A 15108-nucleotide genomic window follows, 5' to 3' on the forward strand; every position below is an offset into this window, starting at 1 on the left:
ATGAATGATATTATTATAGATATACAGAATGCATCTGTTCGCTTTAACAAATCTACTGAAAATATAAGTGGACTAAAAGAATACGTTATAAAACTTCTTAAAGGTCAACTAATGTTTGAAGAGTTTTTTGCTTTAAAAGACATTAATCTGCAAATTAAAAGGGGAGAATCATGGGGACTCATTGGAAAAAATGGTTCTGGTAAATCAACCCTACTTAAATTGATTTGTGGTATTCTTCAACCTTATACAGGAAAAGTATCTGTATCAGGAACAATAGCTCCTTTAATTGAACTTGGTGCTGGCTTTGATTACGAACTTACTGCAAGGGAAAATATCTTTTTAAACGGCGCATTACTTGGTCATAATAAAAAATTTATGCAATCAAAATTTGATGAGATTATTGAGTTTTCCGAATTATCAGATTTTGTTGATGTTCCTCTAAAAAACTATTCTTCTGGAATGTCTGCAAGACTTGGCTTTGCAATTGCTACAATGGTAAAGGCTGATATTTTAATTGTAGATGAAGCCTTAGCTGTGGGAGATAGCGCTTTTCAAGAAAAGTGTAAAATAAGAATGGGAGAACTTCTCACGAATGGTAGTACTCTACTATTTGTTTCCCACTCCATAGAACAAATACAAGAATTATGTGCTCAATCAATTTTATTAGAACAAGGTCATATAAAGAAAATAGGTTATACTACTGATGTGAGAAAAGAATATGAAAAATAAAGATATCAATAGATTAGATTCTATATGTATAAATGAGAAAGTTAAGGTTATATTTACAGATTTTTTTGATACTATCGTATCTAGAAGCTGTCATCCTGAAGAAATCAAATTATTCTGGTCTGCTGAAATTATCGATTATTATAATATTAATTGTAGCACCACTACGCTATATAAATTACGTAATAAATGTGAACAAGAGATTTGTGATATTAACCTTTCTTTAAATGGTGAATCTGAACTCCAATACTCTGACATGATTATTCTTTTATATCAAGCAATATGCGACAAATTTGGATTTAAAAATAATTTAAATGATTTTATTCAAAAGTGTATAGAAATTGAATTAAGAATAGAAAAAAACAAACAATTTGTTAATAAAGATGTGATTAAATTTCTAGTAAAAATGAAGAAATTAAATAAACCAATCTTTATTATTTCTGATTTTTATTTAGGTAAAGATTTTATTTACAATCTTTTGAAACATCATAAACTAGAAAGTTTAATAAATGACATTTATGTATCATCAGATTATATTAAAACCAAAAGAAGCTCTAATCTATATAAATATGTTATCTCTGATTTAAACCTAAATACTGAAAATATATTGATGATTGGAGACAACATTCACAGCGATAAAGACATTCCTGAAAGTCTAGGAATAAATGCTATCCATATACCAAGAGACATGTCTCGTTATGATAACTCATGGAAGAATAATAATCAGAATAGCTTTAAAGTTGCTATAGATGATTTGCTTCGTAAGAAAAAGTTCCCATTTAACTGGTCTGTAATTGGATACTATCTTTTTATTAAAAAATTACAACAAGAGTGTGATATTAATAATATACATAAAATTAACTTTCTTGCTAGAGAAGGGCAATTCCTAAAGAACTTGTTTGACTTATATTTAAAACATACACAAAAATTTAGTAATATTCAAACGGTTTATTTTTATACGTCTAGAAGATGTACCTACCTACCATCTTTATATGAACTGAACATTGATGCATTTGATCAATTATTAAACCAATATCCGAGTATAAGTTTAGAAAATCTATTGGCAAGTATAGGTCTGGAAAAAAACATCAAAAAGTATTATCAAGAAGATCCCACTATTAATTTTTATGGAAAACACCTTAATTTAAAATTAAGTGAAGATTTTAAGAAATTACTAAAAATAGAATCATTTGTCTCTGACTTCTATTCTGAATCAAGCACACAAAGAAGTCTATTAAGAGATTATACTATAAGCAATCTAAATACAGATGGAAAGCTATACCTTGTAGATGTAGGTTGGAAAGGAAGCATACAAGATAACATAAATAGAGCGACAAATATTACTACAGTGGGATATTATATGGGATTACTAAATAATGCCTATATCTCAATGAATAATATAAAATATGGATTATTATACCGTGCTTTTGGAAGAAAAACGACAAAAAGCTGCTTTAATGAGTTTAGAACTTTATTTGAGGTTTTATCCTCTGCGGATCATGGCTCTGTTATAAGATACACTAGTAAAGCTAATAATGTGGATTTAGACTATAACCAGGAAGAGGAAAAAATTTACTTAGAATATATAAAACCATTACAGAAATACATTGAAATTCTGTTTATTGAGATATTAAAAATAGAAAATATTTATGCTCTTTCCTATAAAGAAAAAATGAAAATACTATCATCTATTTATGAAAAAAAATGCTTACTTCCAACATCAGATGAAATAAAACTATTTTATGATATGGAGTTTTATGAAAACTTTGGGCTGCTAGAACATAATAAATTATCCTATAAGAAGAATATTAAAGAGAAAATTATATTCTTAAAAAATCTAATTAAGAAACCTAAGGATACAATATCAAGATCATTCTGGAAACCATTGATGTTTAATGAATACAACTTGGGAATTCTTTCATATATATATTTTTTATACAAAAAGCTATCTATTTCTAAGAAAACAAGAGGGTAAAATACATGAAAATTTGTTTTTTATTATGGAGTCCTGATATTAGTGGAGGAACAAATGTCATCTTTCAACATGCTATTAGGCTACAAGAAAAATACAATCACAACGTATATATTGTCACTCATGAGGAAATAAATCATGAACAGCTAAATTGGTTTCCTGAAGCTAAAAAGTTAAATTGGATTACTTATGATAAATCCTCTGATATTAAATTCGATATTTGTATCGCAACATGGTGGAGAACTGTATTTTATCTAAAATATATAAATTCTACCCACTATGTATACTTCGTACAATCTATTGAATCAAGATTTTATCCGGACAATGAAGTTGTACTAAGAAATCTTATTGAACTTACTTATAGTTTAGATCTTAAGATAATTACTGAAGCTAACTGGATAAAAAATTACCTGAAAAAGAATTATGATAAAGATTGCTATCTAGTGCTAAATGGTATAAATAAAGCTGACTTTTCAAATAACCTAGTACCTTTTAAAGAAAGAGATGAAAGAAAAATTAGAGTGCTAGTAGAAGGCCCACTAGGAGTATCCTTTAAAAATACGGAACTCGCTATTTCTTTAGCTAAAAAATCCTTAGCTGATGAAGTTTGGTTGTTAACATCAACTGATACGATAGCATATCCAGGAATAGATAAACTTTATTCAAAAATTCCTCACGATGAAGTAGGTAAAGTTTACTCATCTTGTGATATTCTTGTCAAACTATCGACTGTTGAAGGAATGTTTGGTCCACCTCTTGAGGCCTTTCATTGTGGAGCAACTAGCATAACTTATGACGTTACTGGGTATGATGAATATATTATCGATAAAAAGAATGCATTAGTATCTTTTTCAAGAACTGATATTGATATAATTGAAAAAATTAATCTATTAGTAAAAAATAAAGCTCTATTGAAGTCTTTAAAAAAAGAAGCTCTAGAAACGGCTCAAAAGTGGCCATCATGGGACGCTAGTTCTGAGCAGTTTAACAAAGTGTGCCATCTAATTCTTAATAGTGGAGAAACACAAAATATAAAATTAATATCAAAAGAGTCTGAACTATTATGGAATATGTATGAAAATCATATAAATGAAATAAATAATATTAATCAAACAATGAAAATATCTTTAAAAAGAACCATTTCATCTAAATTAGCCAAATACCCTAAAATATTTTCTATAACTAGAAAAATTTATCATACGTTAAGAAGCTATATTTAGAATTATGAATAAGTATGATGTTATCATATGTACATATAATGGTCGGAAATATTTGACAGACCAGATGAATAGTATTTTAGCACAATCTACTTCTCCTCAGAATATTATAATCTCGGATGATTATTCTTCTGATGGAACTGTTAGTTGCGTTAGGAAATTATTAGAAGAAAGTAGATATGTCAATTATTGCATAATACAAGGTCCTCAAAAGGGTATTTCATTTAACTTTCTTAAAGCACTAGAACATACAGATAGTGATTATATCTTTCTAGCTGACCAAGATGATATATGGATTTCGAATAAAATAGAGACTTTCTTCTCTTATATTAATAAGTATGGTTTATCTGAGAATATTCCACAACTTTATTTTAGTGATGCAACACTAATTGATGATGTAGGTAGTCATATTGCGAATAGCTTTTTTGATTACCAAGGAATTACTCCTACAGTTTTAAATGATGATTCTATTATTTATAAAAACTGTGTTCAAGGAGCATCTTGTTGCATAAATAAAGCACTAAAAGACCTTATTTTATCTAGCTTAGATCAAGTAAATATAAAAAATCTATATATGCATGATTGGTGGATTGCACTGTTGGCTAAATATTATGGTGAGAGTTACTTTATTGATCAACCAACATTATTATATAGACAGCATCATAATAATCAAATCGGTACATTTAACAAGAAATGGAAATTATTCTATTATTTCAAACATTTAAGAAAATTTATTGCTAATTTCATGTTAGCAATAAAACAAATGAAAGAGTTAGAAAAATTTAACCATGTTATTCCAAGTTCTATTTTGAAGCCTCGTTCTGAGCGAAAATATAGACATGTACCATTTTTGAAAAGATGCATTATCTATTTATTTAGGCTGTAATTAGTTATACCAATTAACCATATAATTATTTTATGAAAATAGCTCTATTTGTTCCCACTTATAATGCTGGTGAACTGTGGAAATCTTGGATTCAATCTTATCAACAGCAGAAATTAAAAGCAGATAAAGTTATTATTATCGACTCATCTTCTCGCGATAAAACAGTTGAATTATCTGAACAAGCTAATTTTGAAATAACCGTTATTCCTACTCGTGAATTTAATCATGGTGGGACTAGAAATTTATCAGCCTCCTTGTCCAAGGATGCTGATATTTTCGTTTTTCTAACACAAGATGCACTTCTCTCATCTCCCTTTAGCCTGCAAAAAATTATTGAACCATTTTCAGATTCTCAAGTAGCTGCGGTGTATGGACGCCAACTTCCACATAAAGATGCAAATCCATTAGCTGCACACGCTCGCTTATTCAACTACCCAGACAAGACAATAATAAAAAACCAAAAAGATATTGCTAGGCTAGGGATAAAAACAGTATTTATCTCTAATTCTTTTGCTGCATATCGAGCTTCTTTATTTAAAGAACTAGGAGGATTTCCCGATAATGTAATTATGGCAGAAGATATGCATTTAGCCGCAAGAATTATTGGAGCTGGATATAAGATTGCTTATTCTACTGAAGCCACTGTATATCACTCTCATAACTACACTCCTTGGCAGGAATTTAAACGTTATTTTGATACGGGTGTCTTTCAAAAACAAGAAAATTGGATACAAGAAAAATTTGGCAAACCAACAGGTGAAGGCCGGCGATTTGTACTATCTGAAATGAAATATCTAACAAAAAATGCTCCTTTTTGGATTCCTAGAGCAATATTCACAACCTTATTCAAATTTGTTGGATATAAATTGGGTGTTTATTACGGTATATTACCGAAAACGTTCATTCGATTCTTCAGTATGCATAAGCAATACTGGAATAAATAATGCAAATAAACATTATTTATTCCATACAACAAACTAAATCGGTAAAACCTCTCTACCGAAATTTTCGTTAATCATTTCTGCTGCAGCGAGGTAGAAAGCGCTGAGTGCGGTGATTAAGCCTAAACAGCCACCCACTTGTACTAAACCGTGAAGCCCGAATCCATCACCAATCGCTAATGCGTAAAAGGTTAAGACTAAGAAGAAAAAGATCGTGCGTAAGGCTTTTGGTTTGCTGAATGAAGCGATGAACATCATTAAGGTAAATGTTCCCCAAGCGGCAAGGTAGCAACCTAAAAATGCAGGGCTGGCTGTTGGCATAAATTGTACGAACAATGCCCAAGACCACCAAAATGATCCGTAGCTGATAAAGGCGGTGAAACCAAAGGTGTTGCCTTTGCGATATTCCATAATGCCTGCGATTAATTGTGCCGTTCCACCAAAAGCGAATGCCATTGCGAGCACGACGGAAATTCCGTCTTGTTTATCAAAGATACCCGCATTAATTAAGCTTAATAAAAATGTGGTTAATGCAAAACCACATAAACCTAACGGACCCGGATTTGCTAATTTTTCAGTTGTTTGCGTTGTCATAATATTCCTCAGAAAGAGATAAAATAAGAACGCGGATTATGCTAGATATTGCCTTGAAAATAAAGCGATTTTATAGAAATCAAGCAGAAAAATTTGGCGAAGATGATTTTTTAAGTGCGGTGGAAAAATTATGAGTTTTTCACTGCGCTTTATGTGCTTTGTTAAACATACAAAACGTTATGTAATACCAAAGCACACGCAATTATCTTCTGTTCTATCCATTATTAAAATCAGTTTATTGCCAAGTGCGGTAGAAAATTTTTGATTTTTTCACCGAACTTATTTATTCGCACAAATAAAAAAGCCCGACACGATGTTCGGGCTTTTGGTTGCTTGTTAGCGATTATTCTGCATCTTCTGCCATATTTAACATTTCAGCAAGACTTGCGGTTGCATCGTCTGCGGTGAATGTAAATTCTGAAGCAATTTCTTCATCAGAAATGGTTGATGCTTTGGTTACTTGCTCAGGTTCAACGATACCTGCGGCACGGTTTTTCTGGCGTTGTTGGTGATACGCAAAACCTGTACCTGCTGGGATCAAACGACCAACGATAACGTTCTCTTTCAAGCCACGTAATTCATCGCGTTTACCTGCCACAGCTGCTTCCGTAAGCACGCGGGTGGTTTCTTGGAATGAGGCGGCTGAGATAAAGGATTCGGTCGCCAATGAGGCTTTGGTGATACCCAATAACTCACGCTCAAACTCAACCAATGGTTTACCTTCCGCTTCACGTTTTTGGTTAACCATTTTCACACGTGCAACTTCCACTTGCTCACCTTCTAAGAATTCAGAGTCATAAGCCTTCGTGATGATGGCTTTACGCAACATTTGGCGAACGATAACTTCGATATGTTTATCGTTAATTTTTACCCCTTGTAAGCGGTAAACTTCTTGCACTTCGTTAACAATGTAATCAGTTACTGCGTGTACACCGCGCAAACGTAGAATATCGTGTGGCGTTTCTGCACCATCAGAAATCAGATCCCCACGCTCTACCATTTCGCCTTCAAATACGTTGAGCTGACGCCATTTTGGAATCATTTCTTCGTACACTTCACCTTCTGTTGGGGTGATAAGTAAGCGGCGTTTACCTTTGGTTTCTTTACCGAAGGAAACAATACCTGAAATTTCTGCTAGGATTGCTGGCTCTTTCGGTTTACGCGCTTCAAAGAGATCCGCTACGCGTGGAAGACCACCGGTAATATCTTTCGTTCCCGCTGATTCTTGTGGAATACGCGCAAGGGAATCCCCCACGTGAACTTCCGCACCATCTTCAAGGGTTACAATCGCTTTACCTGGTAAGGTGTACTGTGCAGGTATATCTGAACCTGCAACAAGAATGTCGTTGCCTTGCGCATCAACAAGTTTAATGGTTGGACGTAAATCCTTACCTGCTGTTGCACGTTCACCCACATCTTGTACTACGATTGAAGATAGACCAGTTAATTCATCAGTTTGACGAGTTACAGTTACACCATCAGTAATATCTACGAATTTCACGAAACCTGATACTTCAGAAACCACTGGCATTGTATGTGGATCCCAGTTCGCTACGGTTTCGCCCGCGTTCACTTCATCGCCATCTGCTTTGTTTAACACTGCACCGTAAGGCACTTTATAATGCTCTTTGGTACGACCAAATGCGTCAATAATGGTTAATTCAGTGTTACGCGAAGTTAAGACCAATTTGCCTTCTTTGTTCGTTACGAATTTCACGTTGGCTAAACGTAACGTACCGTTATTCTTAACTTGAATGCTTGATTCTTTCGCTGCCGCAGATGCCGCACCACCGATATGGAACGTACGCATCGTTAGCTGTGTACCCGGCTCACCGATTGATTGTGCTGCGATAACCCCCACGGCTTCACCTTGGTTGATAAGGTGTCCGCGTGCAAGATCGCGTCCGTAACATTTCGCACACACACCAAAGTTGGTGTCACAGGTTACAACAGAGCGTACCTTGATACTATCTACGGAATTTTCATCAATTAGATCACAAAGTTTTTCATCTAATAAAGTATTACGCGGAATTAAAACTTCGTCTGTCCCCGGTTTTAAGATGTCTTCTGCCGCCACACGACCTAATACACGATCACGCAGAGGTTCTTTTACATCTCCCCCTTCGATTAATGGGGTCATTACGATACCTTCGTAAGTGCCACAGTCATCTTCGATGATCACTAAATCTTGTGCCACATCGACTAAACGGCGGGTTAAGTAACCAGAGTTCGCCGTTTTTAATGCCGTATCCGCCAAACCTTTACGCGCACCGTGGGTTGAAATAAAGTACTGAAGTACGTTCAAGCCTTCACGGAAGTTTGCGGTAATTGGTGTTTCGATAATTGAGCCGTCTGGACGCGCCATCAAACCACGCATACCAGCAAGCTGACGAATCTGTGCGGCAGAACCACGCGCTCCAGAATCTGCCATCATAAAGATGCTGTTAAATGAAGCTTGTTTTTCTAGCTCACCTTCATGGTTTACCACTTCTTCTTGAGAAAGGTTTTCCATCATCGCTTTGGCTACGCGCTCATTCGCCGCCGCCCAAATATCGATTACTTTGTTATAACGCTCACCTGCTGTTACCAAACCTGATTGGAATTGCTCTTGGATTTCTGCGACTTCTTGTTCTGCGGCTGAAATAATTTCATATTTCTTCGCTGGGATCACCATATCATCAATCCCTACTGATGAACCAGAACGTGCAGCGTAAGCAAAACCGGTGTACATAATTTGGTCAGCAAACAATACGCTCGCTTTCAATCCTAAACGGCGATAGCTTTCGTTAATTAATTTTGAAATCGCTTTTTTGCCTAAGGTTTGGTTGAACAAGCTAAATGGCATACCTTTTGGTGCGATCATCCATAAAATGGCGCGACCAATTGTGGTGTCCACAAGGCTAGTTTGCGGTACAAATTCGTTAGAGGCATCTTTCACATATTCTGTGATACGCACTTTCACGCGAGAATGTAATTCCGCTTGACCTGTACGATAAGCTTTCTCCGCTTCGCGTGGATCTTGCAATAACATTCCTTCGCCTTTACCGTTCACTTTATCACGGGTCATATAGTAAAGACCTAATACAACGTCCTGTGATGGTACGATAATCGGCTCACCATTTGCTGGTGAAAGAATGTTGTTGGTTGACATCATCAAAGCACGTGCTTCAAGCTGTGCTTCAAGGGTTAATGGCACGTGAACCGCCATTTGGTCACCATCGAAGTCCGCGTTGAACGCCGCACACACTAATGGGTGTAATTGAATCGCTTTACCTTCAATTAAGATCGGCTCAAAGGCTTGAATACCCAAACGGTGCAAGGTTGGCGCACGGTTCAATAGGATTGGGTGTTCACGAATTACTTCTGCCAAAATATCCCATACGATAGCGTCTTCACGCTCAACCATTTTCTTCGCGGCTTTGATTGTAGTTGCAAAGCCACGGCTTTCTAATTTGGCATAAATAAATGGACGGAATAATTCCAACGCCATTTTTTTCGGTAAACCACATTGATGTAGATGTAAGTATGGCCCTACGGTGATTACAGAACGGCCTGAGTAATCTACACGTTTACCCAATAAGTTTTGACGGAAACGACCTTGTTTACCTTTGATCATATCCGCAAGTGATTTCAATGGACGGCGGTTAGAACCGGTAATTGCACGGCCACGGCGACCATTATCTAATAACGCATCAACAGATTCTTGTAACATACGTTTTTCGTTACGCACGATAATATCTGGCGCGATCAAGTCTAATAAGCGTTTTAAACGGTTATTACGGTTGATCACACGGCGATATAAATCGTTCAAATCTGAAGTGGCAAAACGTCCGCCATCAAGTGGCACTAATGGACGTAAATCTGGTGGTAACACTGGCAATACGGTCATCACCATCCATTCAGGTTTATTGCCTGATTGAATGAAAGATTCTAATAATTTTAAGCGTTTCGTGATTTTTTTGCGTTTAGTTTCTGAATTGGTTTCTTGCAACTCTTCACGCAAGGTTTCACATTCCACTTCTAGATCCATATCACGCAATAACGCTTGGATCGCTTCCGCCCCCATTTTGGCTTCAAATTCATCGCCCCAACGGTCTTCTGCGTCCATATATTGTTCTTCCGTTAATAATTGACCTTTTTCAAGATCAGTCATTCCCGGCTCAGTAACAATGTAAGATTCAAAATAAAGTACACGTTCAATATCACGCAACGGCATATCTAATAATAAGCCGATACGGGACGGTAAAGATTTTAAGAACCAGATATGAGCAACAGGTGAAGCAAGTTCAATATGCCCCATACGTTCACGGCGAACTTTTGCTTGTGTCACTTCTACGCCACATTTTTCACAAATTACCCCACGGTGTTTTAAGCGTTTATATTTTCCGCATAAACATTCGTAGTCTTTTACTGGCCCGAAAATACGCGCACAGAAAAGTCCGTCACGCTCTGGTTTAAACGTACGGTAGTTGATGGTTTCAGGTTTCTTAACTTCACCAAATGACCAAGAACGGATCATATCAGGTGAGGCTAAACCAATTTTGATCACATCAAAATCTTCGCTGGATTTAGATTGTGCTTTTAAAAACTTAACTAAGTCTTTCACAGATTTTGCTCCTGTCGGAGTTAAACTTATCCAAGTGCGGTGTAAAATTTTGAATTTTTTCACCGCACTTGAGCGTACTTTAGCTTTCGCTTATCAGATTATTCTTCGTCTAAGTCGATGTTGATACCGAGTGAACGAATTTCTTTCATAATTACGTTGAAAGATTCTGGTGTACCCGGATCCATTTGTTGGTTACCGCTCACGATGTTTTTGTACATCTTCGTACGGCCGTTCACATCATCGGATTTAACGGTAAGCATTTCTTGTAAGGTGTAAGCGGCACCATAAGCTTCAAGCGCCCAAACCTCCATCTCACCGAAACGCTGACCACCGAACTGTGCTTTACCACCCAATGGTTGCTGCGTAACAAGGCTATAAGAACCTGTTGAACGCGCGTGCATTTTGTCATCAACTAAGTGGTTCAATTTGAGCATATACATATAACCTACGGTTACTGGACGTTCAAATTTCTCACCTGTGCGACCATCGTATAAGGTAATTTGACCTGAAGTTGGCAACCCACCTAGCTCTAATAAGCCTTTAATTTCTTCTTCGTGCGCACCATCAAATACTGGCGTTGCCAATGGTAAACCTTTGCGTAAGTTTTGTGCTAAACGCATCACTTCTTCATCGGTAAAGGTTGAAAGATCCACTTTTTGTGAACCGCCACCTAAGTCATAGGCTTTTTGGATATAACCACGCAATTTCTCAACATCTTGTTTTTGCTTGATCATTGCATTGATTTGATCACCAATTCCTTTCGCCGCTAAACCTAAGTGCGTTTCAAGGATCTGACCGATGTTCATACGTGAAGGTACGCCCAGTGGGTTCAATACGATATCTACTGGCTGACCATTTTCGTCATACGGCATATCTTCAACTGGGTTGATTTTTGAGATAACCCCTTTGTTACCGTGACGACCCGCCATTTTATCCCCTGGTTGGATTTGGCGTTTCACCGCAAGATATACTTTCACCACTTTCAATACGCCCGGTGCAAGATCATCACCTTGAATAATTTTGCCACGTTTTACTTCAAGTTTATGCTCAAAGTCTTTACGAAGTTCTTCATATTGCTCAGCTAATTGCTCTAACTGGCTTTGTTTCGCTTCGTCTGAAAGGGTTTGTTCTAACCATTTGGTGCGTTCTAATTGATCTAATTGCGCAGCGTCAATTCCGCCTGAAATCAATAAGTTGCGAACGCGAGCAAACAAGCCTGCTTCTAAGATCTCTAATTCTTCCACAAGATCTTTTTTCGCTTGTTTTAACTGCATTTCTTCGATTTCTAAAGCGCGTTTATCTTTTTCTACGCCATCACGGGTGAACACTTGAACGTCAATAACTGTACCAGATACGCTGTTTGGTACGCGTAATGAAGAATCTTTTACATCAGACGCTTTTTCACCAAAGATTGCGCGTAATAATTTTTCTTCTGGGGTTAATTGCGTTTCACCTTTTGGTGTTACTTTACCCACAAGAATATCGCCGCCTTTTACTTCTGCACCGATATACACAATCCCTGATTCATCAAGTTTGCTTAATGCCGCTTCACCTACGTTTGGAATATCTGCAGTGATTTCTTCAGAACCAAGTTTGGTATCACGCGCCACACAAGAAAGCTCTTGAATGTGAATAGTGGTGAAACGATCTTCTTGCACCACACGCTCAGACACTAACATTGAGTCTTCGAAGTTATAACCATTCCAAGGCATAAATGCCACGCGCATATTTTGACCAAGGGCAAGTTCACCTAAATCCGTTGAAGGACCATCAGCAAGGATTTCACCACGCTCAATTGGCTCACCTAATTTCACGCAAGGAATTTGGTTAATACAAGTATTTTGGTTAGAGCGGGTATATTTCACAAGGTTGTAAATATCAATACCGGCTTCACCTGCAACGGTTTCATCTTCGTTTACTTTTACAACGATACGCGAAGCATCAACGTATTGGATTGTTCCACCACGTTTTGCTACAACCGCAACACCAGAGTCTAATGCCACCGGTTTTTCCATACCTGTACCGACTAATGGTTTATCCGCACGCAAGGTTGGTACCGCTTGGCGTTGCATGTTCGCCCCCATCAAGGCACGGTTCGCATCATCGTGTTCAAGGAACGGGATAAGCGCCGCTGCCACAGAAACGATTTGCTGTGTAGATACGTCCATATAGTGAATTTCTTCTGGACGATATAAACCAGACTCACCGTGTTCACCACGACAGGTTACGAAAGTATCGGTAAAGCGTAATTCATCATCTAAGTTTGAGTTCGCCTGCGCAATGATATATTTGCCTTCTTCAATAGCAGATAAATATTCAATTTCTTCAGTAACTTGGCCATTTACCACTTTGCGATATGGTGTTTCTAAGAAACCATAATCGTTAGTACGCGCATACACCGCTAAAGAGTTGATCAAACCGATGTTTGGACCTTCAGGGGTTTCGATTGGACACACGCGACCATAGTGAGTTGCGTGAACATCTCGCACCTCAAAGCCTGCACGTTCACGGGTTAAACCACCTGGCCCTAAGGCTGAAATACGGCGTTTATGGGTTACTTCTGAAAGCGGGTTATTTTGATCCATAAACTGGGAAAGTTGTGATGAACCAAAGAATTCTTTCACCGCTGCCGAAATTGGTTTGGCATTGATTAAATCTTGTGGTGTAACTGCTTCAAGATCGCCTAAAGAAAGACGCTCTTTCACCGCACGCTCAACACGCACTAAACCAATACGGAATTGGTTTTCTGCCATTTCACCTACTGAACGAATACGGCGGTTACCTAAGTGGTCAATATCATCTACTTCGCCACGGCCATTACGGATATCGATTAATTTACGCATTACATTAACGATATCTTCTTTGCTTAAAATGCCGCTGCCAGTGGTTTCTTCAATGCCTAAAGAGCGGTTGAATTTCATACGACCTACCGCAGATAAATCATAGCGATCTGGTGAGAAGAACAGGTTATCAAATAAACCTTCTGCCGCTTCTTTTGTTGGCGGCTCACCTGGACGCATCATACGATAGATTTCAACCAATGCACTTAAGCGATCAGTAGTTGGATCTACGCGTAAAGTATCTGAAATATATGGGCCGTAGTCTAAATCGTTAGTAAATAGGGTTTCGATCGTTTTGTAACCTGCTTGAGCAAGTTTCGCTAAAATCTCTAGCGTAATTTCACCATTGGCAGGACAAATCACTTCGCCAGTTTCAAGATCAACATAATCTTTCGCTGCCACTTTACCCACAATGTATTCTGTTGGCACTTCAACCTGAGTCACATTGTCTTTTTCAAGGGCGCGGATATGACGAGCAGTAATACGGCGACCGACTTCAACATAAGTTTTTCCATTTGCCACAATATCGAAAGTTGCCGTTTCACCACGCAATCTTTCTGGCACTAAGGTCATTAATAATTTGTTATCTTCAATTTGGAAAACAACTTTATCGAAGAATAAGTCTAAAATTTCTTCTGTTGTATAGTTTAATGCACGCAAAATAATGGTTGCCGGCAATTTACGGCGGCGGTCAATACGCGCATATAAGTTATCTTTTGGATCAAACTCAAAATCTAACCAAGAACCACGGTAAGGAATAATACGTGCGTTATAAAGCACTTTTCCTGATGAGTGCGTTTTACCTTTGTCGCTATCAAAGAATACGCCTGGGCTACGGTGTAATTGCGAAACGATTACACGCTCAGTACCATTAATCACAAATGTTCCGTTATCTGTCATTAATGGGATTTCACCCATATAAACTTCTTGTTCTTTAATATCTTTAATTGTGCCTGGCGCGGCATCTTTGTCATAGCTAACAAGACGTAATTTCACACGCAATGGTGCAGCATAAGTGGTACCGCGAATTTGACATTCACGCACATCAAATACTGGCTCGCCTAAGCGATAGCTCACATATTGTAATTCCGTATTGCCATTGTTGCTGACAATTGGAAATACAGAACGGAATGCCGCTTCTAAGCCTTGCTGACCATCTGGATCTCTTTGGATAAATTTATCGAAAGAATCAAGTTGAATAGTTAATAAATAAGGTACATTTAAAACTTGCGGACGTTTGCCGAAGTCTTTACGAATACGTTTTTTCTCAGTATAGGAGTAACCCATTGGTTTTCCTCAGTAAATTTTAGTGAGACCGAGTTGATA

The 15108-nt window shown here is 37.3% G+C and carries 8 protein-coding genes; 5 read left to right on the plus strand and 3 right to left on the minus strand.

Features of this window, described 5'->3' with window-relative positions:
• Genes L5B76_RS09770 through L5B76_RS09790 form a run of 5 tightly spaced genes read left to right on the plus strand, consistent with a single transcriptional unit; the run spans nucleotide 1 to nucleotide 5745 of the window.
• Nucleotides 1-729 (plus strand): ABC transporter ATP-binding protein, encoded by a 729-nt coding sequence (locus L5B76_RS09770; protein WP_265755258.1) that lies wholly within the window; start codon nucleotides 1-3, stop codon nucleotides 727-729.
• Nucleotides 719-2701 (plus strand): HAD-IA family hydrolase, encoded by a 1983-nt coding sequence (locus L5B76_RS09775; protein ID WP_265755259.1) that lies wholly within the window; start codon nucleotides 719-721, stop codon nucleotides 2699-2701. Before L5B76_RS09770 ends, L5B76_RS09775 begins: the two co-directional genes overlap by 11 nt.
• A 5-nt stretch (nucleotides 2702-2706) precedes the next feature.
• Nucleotides 2707-3918, plus strand: coding sequence for a glycosyltransferase family 4 protein (locus tag L5B76_RS09780; protein WP_265755261.1), 1212 nt, complete (start codon nucleotides 2707-2709; stop codon nucleotides 3916-3918).
• A 4-nt stretch (nucleotides 3919-3922) separates the two neighbouring features.
• Complete coding sequence (locus tag L5B76_RS09785) at nucleotides 3923-4801, plus strand: glycosyltransferase family 2 protein (protein ID WP_265755262.1); 879 nt, start codon at nucleotides 3923-3925, stop codon at nucleotides 4799-4801.
• 32 nt (nucleotides 4802-4833) lie between these two features.
• A complete protein-coding gene (locus L5B76_RS09790; RefSeq protein WP_265755263.1) occupies nucleotides 4834-5745 on the plus strand; it encodes a glycosyltransferase family 2 protein in 912 nt (303 codons plus the stop codon).
• A 33-nt stretch (nucleotides 5746-5778) separates the two neighbouring features.
• Here the strand turns inward: L5B76_RS09790 and L5B76_RS09795 are convergent, their stop codons facing one another.
• The 3 genes from L5B76_RS09795 to rpoB all read right to left on the minus strand — a co-directional run bounded on the left by L5B76_RS09795 (nucleotide 5779) and on the right by rpoB (nucleotide 15069).
• On the minus strand, nucleotides 5779-6336 hold the full coding sequence (locus L5B76_RS09795; RefSeq protein WP_265755264.1) for an acetate uptake transporter: 558 nt from the start codon (nucleotides 6334-6336) through the stop codon (nucleotides 5779-5781).
• Nucleotides 6337-6679: 343 nt separating this feature from the next.
• Entirely contained in the window at nucleotides 6680-10942 is a 4263-nt protein-coding gene (gene rpoC / locus L5B76_RS09800; RefSeq protein ID WP_265755265.1) for a DNA-directed RNA polymerase subunit beta', read from the minus strand.
• 98 nt (nucleotides 10943-11040) lie between these two features.
• Nucleotides 11041-15069, minus strand: coding sequence for a DNA-directed RNA polymerase subunit beta (gene rpoB, locus L5B76_RS09805; protein ID WP_103854417.1), 4029 nt, complete (start codon nucleotides 15067-15069; stop codon nucleotides 11041-11043).
• Nucleotides 15070-15108 lie beyond the last annotated feature (39 nt).

The organism is Avibacterium sp. 21-594, from assembly GCF_026226815.1.
GTDB classification, from domain to species: domain Bacteria; phylum Pseudomonadota; class Gammaproteobacteria; order Enterobacterales; family Pasteurellaceae; genus Avibacterium; species Avibacterium avium.

Excerpts from the sequence above, each read along its gene's own strand:
- L5B76_RS09770 (WP_265755258.1), top strand. The coding sequence starts at position 1 with ATGAATGATATTATTATAGATATACAGAATGCATCTGTTCGCTTTAAC.
- L5B76_RS09775 (WP_265755259.1), top strand. The coding sequence starts at position 719 with ATGAAAAATAAAGATATCAATAGATTAGATTCTATATGTATAAATGAG.
- L5B76_RS09780 (WP_265755261.1), top strand. The coding sequence starts at position 2,707 with ATGAAAATTTGTTTTTTATTATGGAGTCCTGATATTAGTGGAGGAACA.
- L5B76_RS09785 (WP_265755262.1), top strand. The coding sequence starts at position 3,923 with ATGAATAAGTATGATGTTATCATATGTACATATAATGGTCGGAAATAT.
- L5B76_RS09790 (WP_265755263.1), top strand. The coding sequence starts at position 4,834 with ATGAAAATAGCTCTATTTGTTCCCACTTATAATGCTGGTGAACTGTGG.
- L5B76_RS09795 (WP_265755264.1), bottom strand. The coding sequence starts at position 6,336 with ATGACAACGCAAACAACTGAAAAATTAGCAAATCCGGGTCCGTTAGGT.
- rpoB (WP_103854417.1), bottom strand. The coding sequence starts at position 15,069 with ATGGGTTACTCCTATACTGAGAAAAAACGTATTCGTAAAGACTTCGGC.